Genomic DNA, 19,175 nt, shown 5'->3' on the forward strand with positions numbered 1-19,175 from the left:
TTGTATGATGTACAAGGAATAAAAGACAAACTCTATTCTATAAGGAGAAATCATAGATGAATCAGAATATATATGATAAATTGAAACAGATTCTTTCGTCTGCACAGGTGAAAGCAGATGAACCGATGAAGAATCATATTACGTTCCGGGTAGGTGGCCCGGCAGACGTATACGTGGTACCGAAGACAAAGGAAGAACTTTTACAGGTTATTACATGCTGTAAAGCGGAGAATGTTCCTTATTATATAATTGGAAATGGAAGTAATCTTCTGGTCGGAGACAAAGGCTACAGAGGCGTTGTAATCCAGATTTTCAAAGAGATGAATGAGATTACCTGCGAGGGAAATGTAATCTGCGCACAGGCGGGAGCACTGCTTTCACAGGTTGCAGCGAAAGCGTTGGAGCAAAGTCTTACGGGATTTGAATTTGCGGCAGGAATTCCGGGAACGCTCGGCGGCGCCTGTGTGATGAACGCCGGAGCATACGGTGGTGAGATGAAAGATGTTCTGAAGGAAGTGACAGTTTTGACGGATGAGAGAGAATTCCTTACGATTCCGAAGGAAGAGCTGGAACTGGGATACCGTACAAGCGTAATCGCAAAAAAAGGCTACATTGTCATAGAGGCAGTTCTTGAACTTAAGAGTGGAAATGCAGATGAGATCAGGGCTTACATGGATGAGCTGAAGGAAAAGCGCATTACAAAACAGCCGCTGGAATATCCGAGTGCCGGAAGTACATTTAAGCGACCGGAAGGATATTTCGCCGGAAAACTGATCCAGGATGCAGATCTCCGTGGCTTTCAGGTAGGAGGCGCACAGGTTTCCGAAAAACATTGCGGATTTGTTATTAATAAGGATCATGCGACAGCAGCAGATATCGTAGAACTGATGCAGCAGGTGTCAGACAGAGTGGAGGAAAAGTTCGGCGTGCAATTAGAGCCGGAAGTAAAAAGATTAGGAGAGTTCTAGTATGAGATTTGTGATTGTAACGGGTATGTCGGGAGCAGGAAAAAGTACAGCGCTTAAGATGCTGGAAGATATGGGTTATTTTTGCGCAGATAATCTGCCGGTGCCATTGATTCCCAAATTTGCGGAGCTTTTAAGTGTGCCGGGTACAGAGATGAATAAGGCGGCGCTTGGCGTGGATATCCGTAGCGGTCAGAGTTTCAAAGAACTGGAGCGTGTACTTAGTGAGCTGGATGAAGCAGGACTTACTTATGAGATTCTGTTCCTGGAATCCAGTGACGATGTGCTGATCAAACGATATAAAGAGACAAGACGTTTTCATCCATTGTCCGGCAGCAGCCAGAGAGTGGACAAAGGAATTGCCGAGGAACGTGAAAAATTAAGCTTTCTTAAGAAGAAGGCAAATTACCTGTTGGATACGAGCCATATGCTGACGCGCGAATTAAAAGGCGAACTGAATAAAATTTTCGTAGAAAACAAGGAATACAAGAACTTATACATAACAGTTCTGTCTTTTGGATTTAAATACGGAATCCCAAGTGATGCAGATCTTGTATTTGATGTCCGTTTTCTGCCGAATCCATATTATATAGAAGAATTACGTTCAAAGAGCGGTAATGACAAAGAAGTCAGAGATTATGTTATGGAAAATGAGAAATCCTGGAAATTTTTGGAGAAACTGACAGACATGATTGAATTTCTGATTCCGAATTACGTGGCAGAAGGAAAGACGCAGCTTGTGATCGGAATCGGTTGTACCGGTGGAAAACACAGATCCGTAACTCTGGCGAATGCATTATATGAAACACTTCGGGAAAATGAAGAAAACTATGGCGTTAGAATCGAACACAGAGACATTGAAAAGGATGCTAAAACGAAAGCAAGATAGGAGCAGGAAATGTCATTTTCCGGGAAAATAAAAGAAGAACTGGCAGAACATTCGACGGATGCAAGACATTGCAATCTTGCAGAACTTTCTGCAATTGTGCAAATGTGTGGGCATTTTTCGGAAGATTTTAAGGGCAGAATCACTTTGCAGGTGGACACGGAAAATTATCCAGTTGCAAGAAAATGCTTTACATTAATGAGAAAAACATTTAATATAAAGACTGATATCGTAATTCGCAGACATGCAGGAAAGGACAACTGGAGTTATCATCTTTTCTGGAGGGGAGAAGAACTCCTTGCGGTAAAGAATGCGGACGTTCAGGCGGTCTGTTGTAAAAGAGCCTATATTCGGGGCGCATTTCTTGCGGCGGGATCAATGAGTGATCCTACGAAGTCATACCATCTGGAGATTGTATGTGCGCAGGAAGAACGGGCAGAGCATCTGAAGACTCTGATGAACAGCTTCGGAACCGATGCGAAGATTGTACAGCGGAAGCGAATGCATGTTGTATATCTGAAGGAAGGTTCCCAGATTGTGGATATGCTGAATGTTATGGAGGCGCATGTTGCATTACTGGAGCTGGAGAATGTCCGGATCCTGAAAGAGATGCGTAATGCCGTCAACAGGAAAGTGAATTGCGAAACTGCTAATATTAACAAAACCGTTTCTGCCGCAGTAAGGCAGATGGAGGATATTGCATATATCCGGGATACGATTGGTTTTGATGAATTGCCGGATGGGTTGAAAGACGTCGCCCTTACACGTCTGGCATATCCGGATGCAGCACTGAAGGAGCTGGGAAGTCTGTTACGTGAACCTGTAGGAAAATCAGGTGTGAATCACAGACTGAGGAAATTAAGTGAGATAGCGAATAAGTTAAGGGAAAATAAGGAGGAGCAACACTATGATTAAGAAGCCTGTTACGATTCGAAACAGCATGGATATGGAAACAAGACCGATTGCACACCTTGTGCAGGAAGCGAGCCAGTATAAGAGTCAGGTATATATCGAGATGGATGATAAGAAGATTAACGCAAAGAGTATTATGGGAATGATGAGCCTGAATCTTTCAGAAGGAACGGCGATTACTGTTGCAGCAGACGGAGAGGATGAATCCGAGGCAGTAGCAGGTGTGGAAGCATTCCTCGTTGCTAACAAATAATCATACATAATGATAATATAAGACATAAGAAAAGAGTTCCGGTTAAGGAACTCTTTTTCAGACGAGTGAAAGGAGAGCGGAGTATGAAAAGACTACTGTTTGTATATAATCCGCATGCCGGCAAAGGCATGCTCGCACCAAAGGTGTCAGACGTTGTAGATATTTTTGTGAAAGCAGGTTATGAAGTGGTGATCTATCCGACGCAGGCATATCATGACGCATATAAGAAAATATCCGAATATGATGCCAGTACATATGATTTGGTTGTGTGCAGCGGAGGTGACGGAACATTGGATGAAGTTGTGACCGGAATGATGAAACGTGAAGACCGTGATCCGATCGGATATATTCCGGCTGGAACAACGAATGACTTTGCGAACAGCCTGCATATTCCGAAAGATGTTCTGAAAGCTGCGGACAATGCAGTGAATGGTTCCGAATTCTGCTGTGATGTCGGTAAATTCAATGACGGTATTTTCGTCTATATTGCCGCGTTTGGTTTATTTACGGATGTATCTTATGAGACAAAGCAGGAATTAAAGAATGTGCTCGGACATCTTGCATACCTTCTGGAAGGAACGAAGCGTCTGTTTAACATTCCGTCTTACCGGATCAAAGTAGAACATGACGGAGAGGTGATCGAGGACGAATTTGTATTCGGAATGGTAACAAATTCCAGATCTGTAGGCGGTTTCCGCAATATGATCGGAAAGGAAGTCGCATTTGACGACGGTCTGTTTGAAGTTACATTGATTAAGACACCGAAGAATCCAATTGCTTTACAGGAGATCATCGCATCACTTCTGATCGAACAGGTGGACACAAAGCATATGTACACATTCAAGACAGGCAAGATCACATTCGAGTCGATTGAAGAGATCCCATGGACATTGGATGGGGAGTATGGCGGAAGCCATGATGAAGTTGTCATTGAGAATTTGCAGAAACAGTTACATCTAATGGTTCCGGAAGATGAAATGAAGAAATTGTCTGTGAATCACAAGAAAGAAAACTAGCGAAAGCAGCCGAAAAATGCAGGGATGTAGAAAAAATTGCAAAAAAACATAAAAAATGAAAAAAAGTACTTGCTTATTTATAGAATGTTTGCTATACTAGGCAAGTACGAAAGAGCAAGGCTCCCTGGTCAAGCGGTCAAGACGCTAGCCTCTCACGCTGGAATCAGGGGTTCGATTCCCCTGGGAGTCACTCAGTATGAAACCGGAGTTCATTATGAATTCCGGTTTTGTTTTATATATCTACAATATCAAGTCAGGCAGTTCAGCCTGCATAATTCCTGAAATTATGACATCGCAATAGTACATTTTTGCTTTCATACAGATTTTTGATACAGATAAATATAATTGATGTTAGGGGCGCTAAGCCATAAAACCACTCATGTGCAAGCACATCGTGGTGTCAGGTTTTTGATCTGGCATCATATAATGTAGTAAAAGGAGATATAATTTTATGATGATATTTTCAAAAATATATTTGTGCAGATGGTTTATGCTGTATCTGCTTGCCACCTGTCTGGTGTGGATCGCCGGACAGGACGCGCGTACACACAGAATTTCAAATCGTTCCGTGCTGGCATTTGGAGCGCTGGCGGCAGCGTACCGGATGCTCTGCCCTGAACTTTCGTGTCAGGCGGTGTGCGTTGGAGTGTTTGCTGTCAGTGTGCCGTTACTTCTGCTGGCAGCATGGAAGCCGGGTGCTGTTGGTGGCGGAGATGTAAAATTAATGGCAGCAGGTGGGAGTTTATTTGGTGCAAATGGAATCTGGCAAGCGTTTTTTACTGGCATTTTGCTGGCAGGAATCTGGACAATCGTGATGCTTTTGTGCAAAAAGGTGAAACGGAAGTCGAGTATCCCGCTTGGCCCGTTTCTGAGTGCGGGAATGCTGATTTCTTTGTCCTTGTTTTTTTGAAAGTAATGGTCTATAATAAAAAAATGAAATGTGAATTGAAGAATTGGAGGAATATGATATGTTAGTATCAGCAAAAGAGATGCTTGAAAAAGCAGTTGAAGGTCACTATGCAGTAGGTCAGTTCAACATCAACAATCTGGAGTGGACAAAAGCAGTACTGAATGCGGCTGAAGAGATGAAATCTCCGGTAATCCTTGGAGTATCTGAAGGAGCAGGAAAGTACATGACTGGATTCAAGACAGTTGCTGCTATGGTAGAAGCTATGATGGGTGAGCTTGGAACAACTGTTCCGGTTGCTTTACATCTGGATCACGGTACTTACGAAGGAAGTTATAAGTGTATCGAGGCTGGATTCTCTTCTATCATGTTTGACGGATCTAAATATCCAATCGAAGAGAACGTTGCAAAGACAAAAGAACTGATTGAAGTCTGCAACAAGAAAGGAATCTCTCTGGAAGCAGAAGTTGGTTCTATCGGCGGAGAAGAAGACGGAGTTATCGGACAGGGTGAGTGTGCTGATCCGAACGAATGTAAGCAGATCGCAGATCTTGGTGTTACAATGCTTGCAGCAGGTATCGGTAACATTCACGGAAAATATCCTGCAAACTGGGCTGGATTAAGTTTTGAGACTCTGGATGCAATCCAGAAGCTGACAGGAAAACTGCCACTGGTACTTCATGGTGGAACAGGAATTCCGGATGACATGATCAAAAAGGCAATTGATCTCGGAGTAGCTAAGATCAATGTTAATACAGAGTGCCAGCTTTCATTTGCTGATGCAACACGCAAATATATCGAGGCGGGTAAAGATCAGGAAGGAAAAGGCTATGATCCTCGTAAGCTTTTAAAACCAGGATACGAAGCAATCATCGAAACTGTCAAGGAGAAGATGGAATTATTCGGATCTGTTGGAAAAGCAGAATAATTTCAATTTATACTTGCCTTTTTCAGACAATTGAGTTATACTAACAGGCGTAGCGAGAACAAAGGCGTTCCAATGAAAGTTGGAGTGCCTTTTTCTTACATATTCAACAATATTTGAATACAGACAACAAGACACGATTAAGAAAGGAAACGAAAAGACATGAGTGAAGCATTGAAAGTAGCTGAGATTTTTGGGGAAGATGTATTTAACGATACTGTCATGCAAGAGCGTTTGCCAAAGAAGGTCTATAAGGATCTGAAGAAGATTATCGAAGAGGGAAAAGAATTAGACCTTGCAACAGCAGATGTAATTGCTCACGAGATGAAAGAGTGGGCGATTGAGAAAGGAGCTACACATTATACACACTGGTTCCAGCCCCTTACAGGAGCTACCGCTGAGAAACATGATTCTTTTATTTCTGCACCACTGCCGAACGGAAAAGTGCTGATGAGCTTTTCCGGAAAAGAACTGATCAAAGGAGAGCCGGATGCATCTTCATTCCCATCCGGAGGACTTAGAGCAACATTCGAGGCAAGAGGATATACAGCATGGGACTGTACTTCACCGGCATTTGTAAGACATGATGCAGCAGGCGCTACACTTTGCATTCCGACAGCATTCTGCTCTTACAAAGGAGAAGCACTTGACCAGAAGACACCGCTTCTGCGTTCTATGCAGGCAATCAATGAACAGTCACTGAGACTGCTTCGTTTATTTGGCAATACAACAGCTAAGAAAGTAACTCCTTCTGTTGGAGCAGAGCAGGAGTATTTCCTTGTAGATGCTGAAAAGTTTGAGCAGAGAAAAGACCTTATTTATGCAGGACGTACTTTATTTGGAGCGATGCCTCCAAAAGGACAGGAGATGGACGATCACTATTTCGGAACCATCCGTCAGAGAATTGCCGGATTTATGAAGGACGTCAATATTGAACTGTGGAAAGTTGGAGTTGCATCCAAGACACAGCACAACGAAGTTGCACCGGCACAGCATGAGCTTGCACCGATTTACGGTGAAGCAAATGTAGCTGTTGACCACAACCACCTGGTAATGCAGACATTGAAGAGAATTGCATGCCAGCATGGAATGAAATGCCTGCTTCATGAGAAACCATTTGCAGGTGTCAACGGATCCGGTAAACATAACAACTGGTCACTGACTACAGATGATGGTAAGAACCTGTTAGAGCCAGGCAAGACACCGCATGAGAACGTACAGTTCTTACTGGTGCTGACATGTATCTTGAAAGCAGTAGACAAACACGCAGCACTGCTTCGTGAATCTGCAGCAGATGTAGGAAATGATCACAGACTGGGAGCAAACGAGGCACCTCCGGCTATCATCTCTATTTTCCTTGGAGATCAGCTTGAAGATGTAATCCGCCAGCTCGTAGATACCGGAGAAGCTACACACAGTCTGAAAGGTGGAAGACTGGAGACAGGTGTAAGTACACTTCCAGATCTTGCAAAAGATGCAACAGACCGTAACCGTACATCGCCGTTTGCATTTACAGGTAACAAATTTGAGTTCCGTATGGTAGGATCAAGAGATTCTATTTCCGGATCAAACGTTGTACTTAACACAATCGTAGCAGAGGCATTTTCAGAGGCTTGTGATGTCCTGGAGAAAGCAGATGACTTCGATATGGCAGTACATGATCTGATCAAGAAATATGCAACAGAGCACCAGAGAATCATTTTCAATGGTAACGGATATGCAGATGCATGGGTAGAAGAAGCTGAGAGAAGAGGACTTCCGAACATCAAATCTATGGTAGAAGCTGTACCAGCACTGGTAACAGAAGATACAGTATCTATGTTTGAGAAGTTTAAAGTATTCACAAAGGCAGAGCTTGAATCACGTGTAGAGATTAAGTATGAGAACTACTCAAAGGCTATCAACATTGAAGCGCGTACAATGATCGACATGGCAAGCAAACAGATCATCCCGGCTGTTATCAAATATACAAAATCTCTGGCAGATACAGTACTTGCGGTGAAAGAAGCAGGAGTAGACGCTTCCGTACAGGCTGGACTGCTGAAAGAAACAAGTGATCTCCTGGCTGCGACAAAGAGCGCACTGGATGCACTCAGTGCTGTAACTGATAAGGCAGCAGCTATGGATGAAGGTGAAGAGCAGGCAAGATTCTATCACTTCGATGTAGTACCTGCAATGGAAACTCTGCGTACACCGGTTGATAAACTGGAAATGATCGTAGACAAAGAAGCATGGCCGATGCCATCATATGGAGATCTGATCTTTGAAGTGTAATCGGTTTTGCGATAGATAAAAGATACGATAAATATGAACTCCTGATTTTTATAAATTCATTAGAAAATTTTAAGAACCTTGCACTTGGAATGGCAACTTGTATGTGCTATCCTAAGTGCAAGGTTTTTTATTAGGCACATTTTGCTGATTAAGGAGATAATAGAATGACGAAACAGGAATTTCTGGAAAAATTAAGAGCCGCACTTGGCAATGACTTAAGTGGTGCAGTTGTAAGTGAGAATGTGAATTATTATAAGCAGTATATTACAGATGAAGTAGCGAAAGGAAAATCCGAAAAAGAAGTGATAGATGAATTGGGAGATCCATGGGCGATCGCCCGTACGATCATAGATGCACAGGAGAACCAGGAGTACACAGAAGGTGAATACAGAAGTGAGACCACTGCAAATGGCGAATATGATTCCGGCAAACAGAATAGATATGGCAATGTCCATGTATTTGGATTGGACAGCTGGTGGAAGAAACTTCTTCTGATACTGGGGCTTGTTGGAATTATCGTCTTGATCGTGGCAGTGATCGGAGGGATTATCAGCATTCTTGCGCCGATTGTTCTTCCGCTTATTGTGTTGATGTGGATTCTCCGGGTAATCGGACAGAGACGAAGATAAGAAATGAAAGCAGAAGAAAAATTTGATTAATCCCTGTGATAAAAAGAAAAATATAAAGTAAAAGACCGATGGGGGAGCCATCGGTCTTTTGAGGGGAGTATAAATAATTAATAAGGGGTTGTAGAAAGTAACCTTTCTACAAGTTTAAGTATAATATAGCAAGAGTCAAAAAGCAAGAAAAACCTTAAAAAAATCTTAATATATTTGTAAGCTTGTTTTTGTGAAAAAGATACATAAAACAGATGCAGATGGACACAATAATCCTGTAACTTAAAAAAGAATTAGGAGGAATTTAAAATGGCAAAAAACTCATCAAACATGAATGCATCTGATAAGAATGCTTATGGAAAAAACATCGCAGACAAGAACTCATCTAACAAAAACGGATATAATAAGAATGCATCCAAAAAGAATGCATATGGGCAGTCCGACAAGAATGAATCCAATAGAAATTCTTCTGATAGCAACTGCCACGGCTACAAAGAGAGACAGTAATCAGAAAATGGCGTAACAATCCACACTTATAAGACAGTGAAATATGGCGGAAAGAGTGTCAAACTCTATTCGGCATGGTCAAAAGCAGCAAAAGCAAAAATCAAATAATGTGTGATGCAGTTTACGCTTTATGATGGTAGTCATTTATAATGAAGTAAACAAAAAGGCTTCCCTGAAGATACAGGTATTTTCAGGGAAGCCTTTTTTATATAAAAATCTTCCGGCAGATATGCAAAGTCATATTCTTTGTTATAAAAACCTTGCACGCTTTTTTTATGTAGAATATACTAAGAAAGAGTACAAACAGAAAAGTACGGAAGAAACAGGAGAAATATATGAGTAAAATAGAATTGATTGCACCATGCCATTTTGGGTTGGAGGCAGTTTTAAAAAGAGAGATCATAGACCTTGGCTATGATATCGCAGAAGTAGAAGATGGAAGAGTGACATTTTACGGAGATGAAGACGCAATCTGTCGTGCCAATATTTTCCTGCGGACAGCAGAGAGAATCCTTGTAAAAGCAGGAAGTTTCAAAGCGGTAACATTTGAAGAATTATTTGACAAGACAAAGAACCTGCCGTGGGAGCGTTATATTCCGAAGAATGGAAAATTCTGGGTTGCCAAGGCAGCGTCTGTTAAGAGTAAATTATTCAGCCCGTCAGACATCCAGTCTATTATGAAGAAAGCAATGGTCAGACGGCTGCAGGAATATTATGGAATCGAGTGGTTTCCGGAAGATGGAGCTTCTTATCCGGTACGTGTATTTTTGATGAAAGATATCGTGACAGTAGGAATCGATACATCCGGTGTGTCCCTGCACAAGAGAGGATACCGTGAAGTTTCCGGCAAAGCGCCGATCACGGAGACTCTGGCAGCAGCACTCATCAAGCTGACACCATGGAAGAAAGACCGTGTATTCGTAGATCCGTTCTGCGGAAGTGGAACATTTCCGATAGAAGCTGCAATGATGGCTGCAAATATCGCGCCGGGAATGAATCGTTCCTTCACGGCAGAAGAGTGGACGAACCTGATCCCGAAGAAGATGTGGTATGACGTGATCAACGAGGCAAATGATCTGATTAAGGACGATATCGATGTGGACATTCAGGGATATGATATCGATGGATCGGTCATTAAGATCGCAAGAAGAAATGCAAGAGAAGCCGGAGTGGATCATCTGATCCATTTTCAGGAGAGAGATGTAAGAAACTTAAGCCATCCGAAGAAATACGGATTTATCGTGACGAACCCGCCTTACGGAGAACGTCTGGAAGATAAGAAAGACCTGCCGGAACTGTATCGTGCATTTGGCGAGAGCTTTGCAGGGCTTGACAGCTGGTCGGCTTACATGATTACTTCTTATGAAGATGCACAGCGTTATTTCGGACGGAAAGCGGATAAGAACCGGAAGATTTACAATGGAATGTTGAAGACATATTTCTATCAGTTTATGGGCCCGAAGCCGCCGAGAAAACCGAGAGAGGAGCAGTAGATGAAGAAAATAATATTTGCGACAGGAAATGAGCATAAGATGGTGGAAGTCCGTATGATCCTTGACGGTCTGGGACTGGAGATTCTCTCACAGAAAGAAGCAGAGATTCAGGCAGATGTTGTAGAGGATGGAACCACATTTGAAGAAAATGCACTGATCAAAGCATCCGAGATTGCGAAAATCGCACATGAGATGCCGGAATACAAAGAAGCAGTTGTGATGGCAGATGATTCCGGCCTGGAAATCGATTATCTGAACAAAGAGCCGGGAATCTATTCTGCGCGGTACATGGGAGAGGATACTTCCTATGATATTAAAAATCAGGCGCTTTTAGACCGTCTGGATGGTGTGCCGGACGAAAAACGTACAGCGCGGTTTGTCTGTGCGATCGCAGCTGTACTTCCGGATGGAAGCCATGAAGTTGTGCGCGGCACGATGGAGGGCATTATTGGTCATGAGATTGCCGGAGAAAACGGATTTGGATATGATCCGATTTTCTATCTGCCGGAATGTGGATGTACCAGCGCAGAACTTGCGCCGGAAGAGAAGAACAGACGAAGCCACAGAGGAGAAGGACTTCGGAAAATGCGTGAGATTCTGGAGAATAAAAAGAAATGAAAATACTGATCGTAAGTGATACACATAAGGCTCACGTATCTCTGGAACAGGTTTTGGAGCGGGAGAAGCCGATTGATATGCTTATCCATCTTGGAGATGTGGAAGGCGGGGCTGATTATATAGAAGCACTGGCGGGCTGTCCGGTACATATCGTTGCCGGAAATAATGACTATTTCAGTGATCTTCCGCAGGAAGAAGAATTCGTTGTGGAAGGAAATCACATTTTCATTACACATGGACACTATTATTATGTATCTATGGGAGAGAGTGATTTGCTGAAAGAAGCTAAAGGCAGAGACGCTGACATTGTGATGTATGGACATACACATAAGCCATCGCTGCATGAAGAAGACGGCGTGACGATATTGAATCCGGGAAGTATCTCTTACCCGCGTCAGAGCGGGCGTCAGAAGACCTATATGATCATGGAGATTGATGCATCGGGCATGCCAGAGATTGAGCTGAAATATGTATAAGAAAAGACATGTAAAAAAATTACAAAAAAATGAAAAAAGTTATTGACAATATTCGAACCTTGCTATATAATAGCTATTGTGTCACGGAGATACAACAAGATGACACGAAGTAAACAATATCGGGGTGTGGCTCAGCTTGGCTAGAGCGCCTGGTTTGGGACCAGGAGGTCGCAGGTTCGAATCCTGTCACCCCGATAATCTTGCGGGTGTAGTTCAATGGTAGAACACCAGCCTTCCAAGCTGGATACGTGGGTTCGATTCCCATCACCCGCTTTCCGAGTGTCAACAGACATTTGGGAAAGTGATAGTTCTGAGGAGCTTATCCTTAAGAGTCTGTAGCTCAGCTGGATAGAGCAACGGCCTTCTAAGCCGTAGGTCGAGGGTTCGAATCCCCCCAGGCTCGTTAGAACCACAACAATTTAATAATGTGGTACTTAGTTGGACAGCTATAGTTCGATAAGTAATATATGGTGGGTATGGTGCAGTTGGTTAGCGCGCCAGATTGTGGTTCTGGATATCATGGGTTCGAGTCCCATTACCCACCTTTCTTTTTTCTGTAAAGAGAGAATGTATTATTGGGCTATCGCCAAGCGGTAAGGCACAGGACTTTGACTCCTGCATTCGTTGGTTCGAATCCAACTAGCCCAGTTATATGGGCGTGTAGCTCAGGTGGTAGAGCACTTGACTTTTAATCAAGTTGTCCGGGGTTCGAATCCCCGCACGCTCACTGAATTATAGATGCAAATCCTTTGGGGTTTGCGTTTTTTTGTTTATGTAGAAAGAAGGAAAAAAAGTGGGAAAACACATGTTTTCTAATAAAGCATTGTGGAAACTGATGGCACCGTTGGCATTTGATCAGTTGCTAAATTCCATGATGGGAACAGTTGGAACAATGGTAGTCAGCAATCTGGGTTCGGCGGCAATCTCAGCAGTCAGTCTGGTAGACGCCATCAACGTATTGATCGTTCAGGCGTTTTATGCACTGGCGGCAGGAGGAACAGTTGTATGTTCCCAATATCTTGGATGCAAAAAAGAAAAAGAAGCAAATGAAGCGGCAAGACAGCTTCTGTTCATCACATTTGTATTGTCTGTGGTGATTGCAGCAATCTGTCTGGCAGCAAATGGACCGCTTCTGCGGTTGATCTTTGGAGAAGTAGAACCACAGGTTATGAAATATTCCAGACAATATTTTATTATTTCGGCGATATCCTATCCGTTTATTGCGTTGTATGATGATGGTTCGTCCATATTCCGTGCACAGGAAAACAGTAAAACGCCGATGATGATTTCACTGTGTGCAAATATTCTGAATCTCATATTAAATATACTGTTTGTATGGGGATTTCATATGGAAGTTATCGGTTCGGCAACAGCGACCATGTTGTCGCGTGCATTTTCGATGATTGCAGTGCTGTGTCTTCTGCGCCGTCCGGAACTTATTATCCGCCTGAGGGGGTATCTTAGTATTCGCCCTATCTGGTCACAGATCCGCCGGATTCTGTATCTTGGTATTCCGTCGGGAATCGAAAACAGTATGTTCCAGTTTGGTAAACTGGCAATCCAGTCTACGGTGTCTATGATGGGGACGGCCGCAATTGCTGCGCAGGGAATGACAAATATCCTGGAAAATCTGAATGGCATTCTGGCAATTGGAATAGGTGTCGGACTGATGACGGTAGTCGGAGAATGTATGGGAGCCGGAAGAAAAGATGAGGCAGCCTACTATATTAAGAAGATGACAGCCGTGTCAGAAGTTGTCGTGATTGCAAGCTGTCTGCTGATCTTTGCGCTCGTACATCCAATTACGATTTTCGGTGGAATGGAAGCAAAGAGTGCAAAAATGTGTATTTTCATGGTTGGCTGTATCACCATTGCAAAACCAATTGTGTGGTCGTTGGCATTTATACCGGCATACGGTTTCCGTGCAGCCGGGGATGTGAAATTTACGATGATTACATCGGCGCTCATCATGTGGTTTTGTCGTGTCACACTTGCGATGTTTCTTGCGAGAGTGCTCGATTTCGGACCGATTGCAGTATGGATCGGAATGTTCACTGACTGGTCAGTCCGTGCGATTATTTACAGTATACGCTTTAAAAGTGGAAAATGGATGGAGCATCAGGTTATTTAAGGAAAATTTTCGAAATGTCCCGGCAATAACAGGAAACAGATGATTATAAAAAACCAGTTGACAAATATGCAGAAAATATAGTATATTATTTAGGCAGTTTGCATGCGGATGTGGCGGAATTGGCAGACGCGCCAGACTTAGGATCTGGTGTCCCCGACGTGCAGGTTCAAGTCCTGTCATCCGCATTTGCTACATGATATAATATCAATTACGAAGAAGATCATCACGAAAGTGGTGGTCTTTTTTTAAAGACTGTTGCAGGACAGAAAGAAGCAGCAACAAAACTCCTTGGTCAAACACTTTTCAAGGAAGAAATTGCTGAAAAAGTCGGAAAGTATAATAACATGACCGTTGATGTTAATGGTTGTACACACGGCGTACACTCATTTCAATTGATTAACTGATAAGAAATTAAGGATAAATAAAAGTAAATATGTAAAAGGGGACATTTCCCCCGGAACATAAGAGAAGCAGCTCCGCGTTATGTATCTCAGTTGAGATTTCATAGCATGGAGCTGCTTTTGCTTTATTAAATATATTCAATAACTATAGCATCTGTAGAAAACTGATTAACTACCGTATCACATATTTTCTCACAAGGCAGCTTGCAACACCCAGCACGCAGAGCGGCAGGAGGGCGGAAGCAAGTCCGCCGTAGAGCTGCAATGCGCCTTTTACGCCCTGGAGCGGAGCTGGGGAAGCCGGGATCAGATTTCCAAAATACAGAGACAGATATGCACCTGCATAGATGAAAATAAAAGAAAACCAGCCTTTGCCTTTATCGTAACGGTGTCCGCGTTTCCCATAAGTACTGCTTCCGAAAAGCACGATTAAAAATGTGACTGCTTCCACGAGAAGCAGGAATAAGGCAACACCAAGATAAGCACCCAGAATATAATTCTTCTGTGCGACCGCCGCAGCAATATTTCCGTAAGCCGGAGCGTTTTTCCAGAATGTCAGTCCCAGCATGCAGAAAATAATAGCAATGAGTACCAGAGTTCCGGCACGGAGCAGGAGATTCAACGTCTTGCGTGTTGCTTTAGCAGCGACCTTTCCACCGGTTGCTGCGCCTTTCTTCAAAGGAGACAGAAAATTTGGCAGATGAAAACCGCCTTTTTTGCGCCCGCCTTTATCAGAAGAACGTTTTTTGTCAGAATCATTGCCGGATACCTTGCCGCCGCGCTTTCGTTTCATATATTCTTCCGGCGTCTCATCGAATGAAGTAGTATAATTTTCTTCCACATAATCGATATGCTTTGTTGTATCCAGATCGGAAAGACTGGAAAGTACGTCTTTGTAATTATCATCCGTATCGATGTTAATATCAGGAAGATCCCCTTCGTAGATAACTTCAAAATCATTGTCGAAGATATCTTTTCCCTTATTTGCAGTATTCATACTCATAAAAAAATCCCTCCTAAAACGATTTACATTTTAGTATCTATATCGGATGGATACAATAGATATCACAAAAATTTCAGGAAGACATAAGGTTTTCTTTAGATTTAGAATTGTGTATAATAGAAAACAATCGAACTAAGGCAAATGATGTAAAATAACTATCATGAGTAATAATTGGAGATACAGGAGAGCATTGTCATGAAAATAAATGGAAATAAAATAGAAGGACTTGTATTTGATATGGACGGTCTGCTGCTTGATTCGGAGCGGATTGTGCAGAGATCGTGGGAGCTGTCCGGCAAAGAACTCGGAATAGAAGGAATGGGGCAGCAGATCTACCATACACTGGGAATGAATGCAAAAAGCCGCAGACAGTATTTTAAAAATGCGATCAGCGCAGATTTTCCTTATGAAGAATTTCAGAAACTGACATCCAAATATTTTTATCAGATTACAGATACAGAGGGACTTCCGGTGAAAAAAGGAGCAGCAGAGTTACTGGAATATGCAAAGACGCATGACTACAAGACCGCAGTGGCAACTTCGTCAAGCAGGGAATATGCAGAGCGCGTGCTGACGGATGCGGGACTTTATCAGTGGTTTGACGGCGGTGTATTTGGCGATATGGTGACAAAAGGAAAACCAGATCCGGAAATCTATCTCCGTGCCTGTGAGAGTATTGCACTGCGTCCGGAAAACGGACTGGCATTTGAAGATGCACCGGGTGGAATCCGGTCGGCGGTGGCAGCAGGATTACATACCATCATGATTCCGGATCTGCTCCAGCCGACAGAAGAGATAAAAAAGCTGATTTACCGGAAGTTTGCTGATCTTGGGGAAGTGATTCCGTTTTTAGAGGGGAGTGTATAATTTTCAATCATAAAAACTCTTTGGAATTATATTTTCCAATGAGATATCATGGGGAAATTATGCAATATGGTGTGTTTCATACATAATAAAAAGAAGACTGGATGTATGCTGAGGGGTTCTCAATATACAGCTGGTCTTCTTTTGTTATGTCCATGTTTTTTTGACAAGTTTACACGGCGTATCCGTATTAGTCTTCTTTTGCGAATACTTCTTTTCCCATACCACAGATCGGGCAGAGCCAGTCGTCCGGCAGATCTTCAAAAGCTGTTCCGGGAGCGATACCTCCGTCCGGATCCCCATTTTCCGGATCATAAATATAGCCGCAAGGTTGACATACATATTTTTCCATCTTTTCTCCTCCGTTAGAAACCTTTCGTGTCCTTGTCCGGGATATTTTCCCAAACATCATCTTATAGTTATAGCATACATCATATCGGACAAAAATGCTATATCTCTTTAGACCAGCGTCCAGATGCTCCGCAAGGGAGGACAAGGCCGGTGCTGCTGACCGGAAGACCGATTTCCTGGGATTCTACATGTCCGTGCCATGGTGCAAGTTCTGTCGCGATCATATAAGTCAGAACAGCAGGTGCCAGACCGGTTGTGTAGGAATTTACAAGGAAGAACAACGGATCAGCAGAGAGTATCTTCGTACATAATTTGATAAGCGGATGAATGGCATCCTCGATTTTCCAGATTTCTCCTTTCGGACCTCTTCCATAAGAAGGTGGATCCATGATGATCGCATCATAGTGATTGCCACGGCGGATCTCACGTTCTACAAATTTCACACAGTCATCGACAAGCCAGCGAATCGGTTTATCGGATAAACCGGAAGATGCTGCATTTTCCTTCGCCCATGTAACCATTCCCTTGGATGCATCTACGTGTGTAACACTTGCTCCGGCTGCGGCAGCCGCAAGAGTAGCGCCTCCGGTATAGGCAAAAAGGTTCAGAACTTTTACCGGTCGTCCGGCGTTTTTGATTTTATCGGAGAACCAGTCCCAGTTGGTTGCCTGTTCCGGGAAAAGTCCGGTATGTTTGAAGCTGAACGGTTTTAGATTAAATGTCAGCTCTTTATAATGAATCTGCCACTGTTTTGGCAAATCGAAAAATTCCCATTCGCCACCGCCTTTTTTACTGCGGTGATAATGTCCGTTCGGATGTTTCCAGCCACTGTTTGTCTTTTTGGTATCCCAGATTACCTGCGGGTCCGGGCGCACAAGAAGAAAATCACCCCAGCGTTCCAGTTTTTCTCCTTTGCTGCAATCTATTACTTCATAATCTTTCCATTGATCTGCAATCCACATAATTAAAAACCTTTCTCATGATTTGTTAGCATAGTCATTCATGAAAGATTATAGCATGGGGGAAAAGAAAAAGAAAGTCTATAGACATCTTCTATAATAATGAATATATATTAAAAAACTCTATTTGAAGCACGGGACAGGAGTTTATATAATAGAAAGAGAAGGACAGTTGGAAAAACAGACAACTATGGGAGGAAATGATTATGCTGATCGATACACATATGCATGAGATGACATATTCCAAAGACAGTTTTCTGAAACTGGATGAGATGGTACGCATCGCCAGGGCAAAAGGACTGGACGGAATCTGCATTACAGATCATGACAGCATGGGGCTTAAGGAATATGCAGCAGAATATTCCAGACGTGAGAATTTTCCGATCTTTACAGGAATTGAATTTTTCTCCCTGCAGGGTGATATAGTGGCATTTGGAATTGAAGAGTATCCGAAAGAACGGATACCTGCACAGGATTTTATTGATCTTGTCAAAGCGCAGGGCGGCGTGTGTTTTGCAGCACATCCATTTCGCAATAATAACAGAGGACTGGAAGATAATTTACGCACCGTGCACGGACTGGATGGGTTGGAAGTCTTGAATGGAAGTACGTCGCTTGAAGCATGTTATAAGGCTGCTGAATATGCAGAAGAACTTGGACTTTTCACACTTGGTTCCAGTGACTGTCATATACCGGAGAAAGTTGGTGTATGCGCCACTTATTTTCCGGAGAAAGTACATACAATGGAAGAATTTCTGGAAGTGTTTAAAAAAGGAACGATGTGTCCGGCTTTTTATAAGGATGGACAATATCATATAATTACAAATAAGAAATCTATTTACCTTTCCGCACATCAATGATAGAATATATCTATATAAGATAAAAAAGGGAAGGCATGAAAGGAGAATCATTATGATTACAGTTAATGCTATGGGAGATAATTGCCCGATCCCGGTTATAAAGACCAAAAAGGCAATGCAGGCGCTCACAGGCCCGGAGACGATCGAAGTTTTAGTTGACAATGAGATCGCTGTTCAGAACGTAACAAAGATGGCTGAAAGCTCAGGCGGTGCAGTAAAGTCTGAGAAGATCGCTGACAAAGAATACAAAGTTACGATCCAGATGAACGGAGCACCTGAGACAGTAAGCGAAGGAGAGGAGACTTGTATGCCGGACGCAAGAGATAACACAGTTGTAGTAATTAATTCAGACCGCATGGGATCTGGTAACGATGAACTTGGAAAAGTATTAATAAAAGGTTTCATCTTTGCAATAACACAGCTTGATACTTTACCTAAAACTATGTTATTCTATAATGGTGGAGCGACTCTGACCACAGAAGGTTCTGATTCATTGGAAGATTTGAAGTCACTGGAAGCACAGGGGGTTCAGATTCTGACATGTGGAACATGCCTTGATTATTATGGATTGAAAGAAAAACTGGTGGTAGGGACTGTAACAAATATGTACAGTATTGTTGAGACAATGGCAGGTGCTGGTAAGATCATCAGACCTTAATCATTTGTCCAGACAGATTTTGTAACAGAGGTAATAGAGCCGGACACTTGTGAGTCGCACAGGAAGTCCGGCTTATTTGCATATATTTAACAGGCTATA

Annotated in this window: 20 protein-coding genes and 8 tRNA genes; 25 read left to right on the forward strand and 3 right to left on the reverse strand. The window is 42.8% G+C overall.

The window, feature by feature from the left end:
- Positions 1 to 56 precede the first annotated feature (56 nt).
- The 22 genes from murB to DW152_RS07900 all read left to right on the forward strand — a co-directional run bounded on the left by murB (position 57) and on the right by DW152_RS07900 (position 14,165).
- The gene (gene murB, locus DW152_RS07790) at positions 57 to 968 is read left to right on the forward strand and encodes a UDP-N-acetylmuramate dehydrogenase (protein WP_118288353.1); all 912 of its coding nucleotides are present in this window, start codon (positions 57 to 59) and stop codon (positions 966 to 968) included.
- A 1-nt stretch (position 969) separates the two neighbouring features.
- Positions 970 to 1,854, forward strand: a complete 885-nt coding sequence (rapZ, locus tag DW152_RS07795) for an RNase adapter RapZ (RefSeq protein ID WP_118288355.1) — start codon at positions 970 to 972, stop codon at positions 1,852 to 1,854.
- Between the two features lie 9 nt (positions 1,855 to 1,863).
- Positions 1,864 to 2,766, forward strand: coding sequence for a DNA-binding protein WhiA (gene whiA, locus DW152_RS07800; RefSeq protein WP_021860169.1), 903 nt, complete (start codon positions 1,864 to 1,866; stop codon positions 2,764 to 2,766).
- Entirely contained in the window at positions 2,759 to 3,016 is a 258-nt protein-coding gene (locus DW152_RS07805; RefSeq protein WP_021860170.1) for an HPr family phosphocarrier protein, read from the forward strand. Before whiA ends, DW152_RS07805 begins: the two co-directional genes overlap by 8 nt.
- Positions 3,017 to 3,099: 83 nt before the next feature.
- Complete coding sequence (locus DW152_RS07810) at positions 3,100 to 4,032, forward strand: diacylglycerol/lipid kinase family protein (protein WP_021860171.1); 933 nt, start codon at positions 3,100 to 3,102, stop codon at positions 4,030 to 4,032.
- A gap of 118 nt (positions 4,033 to 4,150) precedes the next feature.
- Positions 4,151 to 4,222 (forward strand) — tRNA-Glu (locus DW152_RS07815).
- Between the two features lie 261 nt (positions 4,223 to 4,483).
- Positions 4,484 to 4,942, forward strand: a complete 459-nt coding sequence (locus DW152_RS07820) for a prepilin peptidase (protein ID WP_118288356.1) — start codon at positions 4,484 to 4,486, stop codon at positions 4,940 to 4,942.
- 58 nt (positions 4,943 to 5,000) lie between these two features.
- Positions 5,001 to 5,867 carry a class II fructose-1,6-bisphosphate aldolase gene (gene fba / locus DW152_RS07825; protein ID WP_021860173.1) on the forward strand — a complete coding sequence of 289 codons (867 nt, stop codon included), beginning with the start codon at positions 5,001 to 5,003 and terminating at the stop codon, positions 5,865 to 5,867.
- Between the two features lie 159 nt (positions 5,868 to 6,026).
- Positions 6,027 to 8,138 carry a glutamine synthetase III family protein gene (locus tag DW152_RS07830; RefSeq protein ID WP_118288358.1) on the forward strand — a complete coding sequence of 704 codons (2,112 nt, stop codon included), beginning with the start codon at positions 6,027 to 6,029 and terminating at the stop codon, positions 8,136 to 8,138.
- Positions 8,139 to 8,302: 164 nt separating this feature from the next.
- Complete coding sequence (locus tag DW152_RS07835; protein ID WP_118288359.1) at positions 8,303 to 8,767, forward strand: DUF1700 domain-containing protein; 465 nt, start codon at positions 8,303 to 8,305, stop codon at positions 8,765 to 8,767.
- A 297-nt stretch (positions 8,768 to 9,064) separates the two neighbouring features.
- Positions 9,065 to 9,262, forward strand: a complete 198-nt coding sequence (locus DW152_RS07840; protein WP_021860176.1) for a hypothetical protein — start codon at positions 9,065 to 9,067, stop codon at positions 9,260 to 9,262.
- A gap of 335 nt (positions 9,263 to 9,597) precedes the next feature.
- Positions 9,598 to 10,755, forward strand: coding sequence for a THUMP domain-containing class I SAM-dependent RNA methyltransferase (locus tag DW152_RS07850; RefSeq protein ID WP_021860178.1), 1,158 nt, complete (start codon positions 9,598 to 9,600; stop codon positions 10,753 to 10,755).
- Complete coding sequence (gene rdgB / locus DW152_RS07855; RefSeq protein ID WP_021860179.1) at positions 10,756 to 11,373, forward strand: RdgB/HAM1 family non-canonical purine NTP pyrophosphatase; 618 nt, start codon at positions 10,756 to 10,758, stop codon at positions 11,371 to 11,373.
- Positions 11,370 to 11,849: a metallophosphoesterase family protein gene (locus DW152_RS07860; protein ID WP_021860180.1), complete on the forward strand. Its 480-nt coding sequence runs from the start codon at positions 11,370 to 11,372 to the stop codon at positions 11,847 to 11,849. Before rdgB ends, DW152_RS07860 begins: the two co-directional genes overlap by 4 nt.
- Positions 11,850 to 11,969: 120 nt before the next feature.
- A tRNA-Pro gene (locus DW152_RS07865) sits at positions 11,970 to 12,044 on the forward strand.
- 7 nt (positions 12,045 to 12,051) lie between these two features.
- Positions 12,052 to 12,122 (forward strand) — tRNA-Gly (locus DW152_RS07870).
- Positions 12,123 to 12,178: 56 nt separating this feature from the next.
- Positions 12,179 to 12,252: transfer RNA gene (locus DW152_RS07875), tRNA-Arg, on the forward strand.
- Between the two features lie 67 nt (positions 12,253 to 12,319).
- Positions 12,320 to 12,393: transfer RNA gene (locus DW152_RS07880), tRNA-His, on the forward strand.
- Between the two features lie 32 nt (positions 12,394 to 12,425).
- Positions 12,426 to 12,497, forward strand: a tRNA-Gln gene (locus DW152_RS07885).
- Between the two features lie 6 nt (positions 12,498 to 12,503).
- Positions 12,504 to 12,576: transfer RNA gene (locus DW152_RS07890), tRNA-Lys, on the forward strand.
- A 78-nt stretch (positions 12,577 to 12,654) separates the two neighbouring features.
- Entirely contained in the window at positions 12,655 to 13,980 is a 1,326-nt protein-coding gene (locus DW152_RS07895; protein WP_118288433.1) for an MATE family efflux transporter, read from the forward strand.
- Between the two features lie 104 nt (positions 13,981 to 14,084).
- Positions 14,085 to 14,165: transfer RNA gene (locus DW152_RS07900), tRNA-Leu, on the forward strand.
- A 388-nt stretch (positions 14,166 to 14,553) separates the two neighbouring features.
- Here DW152_RS07900 and DW152_RS07905 read toward each other — a convergent pair.
- Positions 14,554 to 15,384: a hypothetical protein gene (locus DW152_RS07905; RefSeq protein WP_118288360.1), complete on the reverse strand. Its 831-nt coding sequence runs from the start codon at positions 15,382 to 15,384 to the stop codon at positions 14,554 to 14,556.
- 195 nt (positions 15,385 to 15,579) lie between these two features.
- Between DW152_RS07905 and DW152_RS07910 the strand changes: the two genes are divergently transcribed.
- The gene (locus tag DW152_RS07910; protein WP_117537771.1) at positions 15,580 to 16,251 is read left to right on the forward strand and encodes an HAD family hydrolase; all 672 of its coding nucleotides are present in this window, start codon (positions 15,580 to 15,582) and stop codon (positions 16,249 to 16,251) included.
- Between the two features lie 187 nt (positions 16,252 to 16,438).
- On the opposite strand, the gene rd is transcribed toward DW152_RS07910, so the two are convergent.
- The gene (gene rd / locus DW152_RS07915) at positions 16,439 to 16,600 is read right to left on the reverse strand and encodes a rubredoxin (RefSeq protein WP_118288361.1); all 162 of its coding nucleotides are present in this window, start codon (positions 16,598 to 16,600) and stop codon (positions 16,439 to 16,441) included.
- Between the two features lie 97 nt (positions 16,601 to 16,697).
- Positions 16,698 to 17,561, reverse strand: a complete 864-nt coding sequence (locus DW152_RS07920; RefSeq protein WP_021859794.1) for a class I SAM-dependent methyltransferase — start codon at positions 17,559 to 17,561, stop codon at positions 16,698 to 16,700.
- 203 nt (positions 17,562 to 17,764) lie between these two features.
- On the opposite strand from DW152_RS07920, the gene DW152_RS07925 reads away from it, so the two are divergent.
- Both DW152_RS07925 and yedF read left to right on the forward strand, forming a co-directional pair.
- Positions 17,765 to 18,418 (forward strand): PHP domain-containing protein, encoded by a 654-nt coding sequence (locus DW152_RS07925; protein ID WP_118288362.1) that lies wholly within the window; start codon positions 17,765 to 17,767, stop codon positions 18,416 to 18,418.
- A gap of 52 nt (positions 18,419 to 18,470) precedes the next feature.
- Entirely contained in the window at positions 18,471 to 19,076 is a 606-nt protein-coding gene (yedF, locus tag DW152_RS07930; RefSeq protein WP_021859792.1) for a sulfurtransferase-like selenium metabolism protein YedF, read from the forward strand.
- Positions 19,077 to 19,175: the final 99 nt, after the last annotated feature.

The sequence above is a fragment of the Dorea sp. AM13-35 genome (genome assembly GCF_003473885.1).
Classification (GTDB): domain Bacteria; phylum Bacillota; class Clostridia; order Lachnospirales; family Lachnospiraceae; genus Dorea_D; species Dorea_D hominis.

Bases quoted from the DNA above. Each gene is read 5' to 3' on its own strand.
- murB (WP_118288353.1), top strand. From the start codon at position 57: ATGAATCAGAATATATATGATAAATTGAAACAGATTCTTTCGTCTGCA.
- rapZ (WP_118288355.1), top strand. From the start codon at position 970: ATGAGATTTGTGATTGTAACGGGTATGTCGGGAGCAGGAAAAAGTACA.
- whiA (WP_021860169.1), top strand. From the start codon at position 1,864: ATGTCATTTTCCGGGAAAATAAAAGAAGAACTGGCAGAACATTCGACG.
- DW152_RS07805 (WP_021860170.1), top strand. From the start codon at position 2,759: ATGATTAAGAAGCCTGTTACGATTCGAAACAGCATGGATATGGAAACA.
- DW152_RS07810 (WP_021860171.1), top strand. From the start codon at position 3,100: ATGAAAAGACTACTGTTTGTATATAATCCGCATGCCGGCAAAGGCATG.
- DW152_RS07820 (WP_118288356.1), top strand. From the start codon at position 4,484: ATGATGATATTTTCAAAAATATATTTGTGCAGATGGTTTATGCTGTAT.
- fba (WP_021860173.1), top strand. From the start codon at position 5,001: ATGTTAGTATCAGCAAAAGAGATGCTTGAAAAAGCAGTTGAAGGTCAC.
- DW152_RS07830 (WP_118288358.1), top strand. From the start codon at position 6,027: ATGAGTGAAGCATTGAAAGTAGCTGAGATTTTTGGGGAAGATGTATTT.
- DW152_RS07835 (WP_118288359.1), top strand. From the start codon at position 8,303: ATGACGAAACAGGAATTTCTGGAAAAATTAAGAGCCGCACTTGGCAAT.
- DW152_RS07840 (WP_021860176.1), top strand. From the start codon at position 9,065: ATGGCAAAAAACTCATCAAACATGAATGCATCTGATAAGAATGCTTAT.
- DW152_RS07850 (WP_021860178.1), top strand. From the start codon at position 9,598: ATGAGTAAAATAGAATTGATTGCACCATGCCATTTTGGGTTGGAGGCA.
- rdgB (WP_021860179.1), top strand. From the start codon at position 10,756: ATGAAGAAAATAATATTTGCGACAGGAAATGAGCATAAGATGGTGGAA.
- DW152_RS07860 (WP_021860180.1), top strand. From the start codon at position 11,370: ATGAAAATACTGATCGTAAGTGATACACATAAGGCTCACGTATCTCTG.
- DW152_RS07895 (WP_118288433.1), top strand. From the start codon at position 12,655: ATGTTTTCTAATAAAGCATTGTGGAAACTGATGGCACCGTTGGCATTT.
- DW152_RS07905 (WP_118288360.1), bottom strand. From the start codon at position 15,384: ATGAGTATGAATACTGCAAATAAGGGAAAAGATATCTTCGACAATGAT.
- DW152_RS07910 (WP_117537771.1), top strand. From the start codon at position 15,580: ATGAAAATAAATGGAAATAAAATAGAAGGACTTGTATTTGATATGGAC.
- rd (WP_118288361.1), bottom strand. From the start codon at position 16,600: ATGGAAAAATATGTATGTCAACCTTGCGGCTATATTTATGATCCGGAA.
- DW152_RS07920 (WP_021859794.1), bottom strand. From the start codon at position 17,561: ATGTGGATTGCAGATCAATGGAAAGATTATGAAGTAATAGATTGCAGC.
- DW152_RS07925 (WP_118288362.1), top strand. From the start codon at position 17,765: ATGCTGATCGATACACATATGCATGAGATGACATATTCCAAAGACAGT.
- yedF (WP_021859792.1), top strand. From the start codon at position 18,471: ATGATTACAGTTAATGCTATGGGAGATAATTGCCCGATCCCGGTTATA.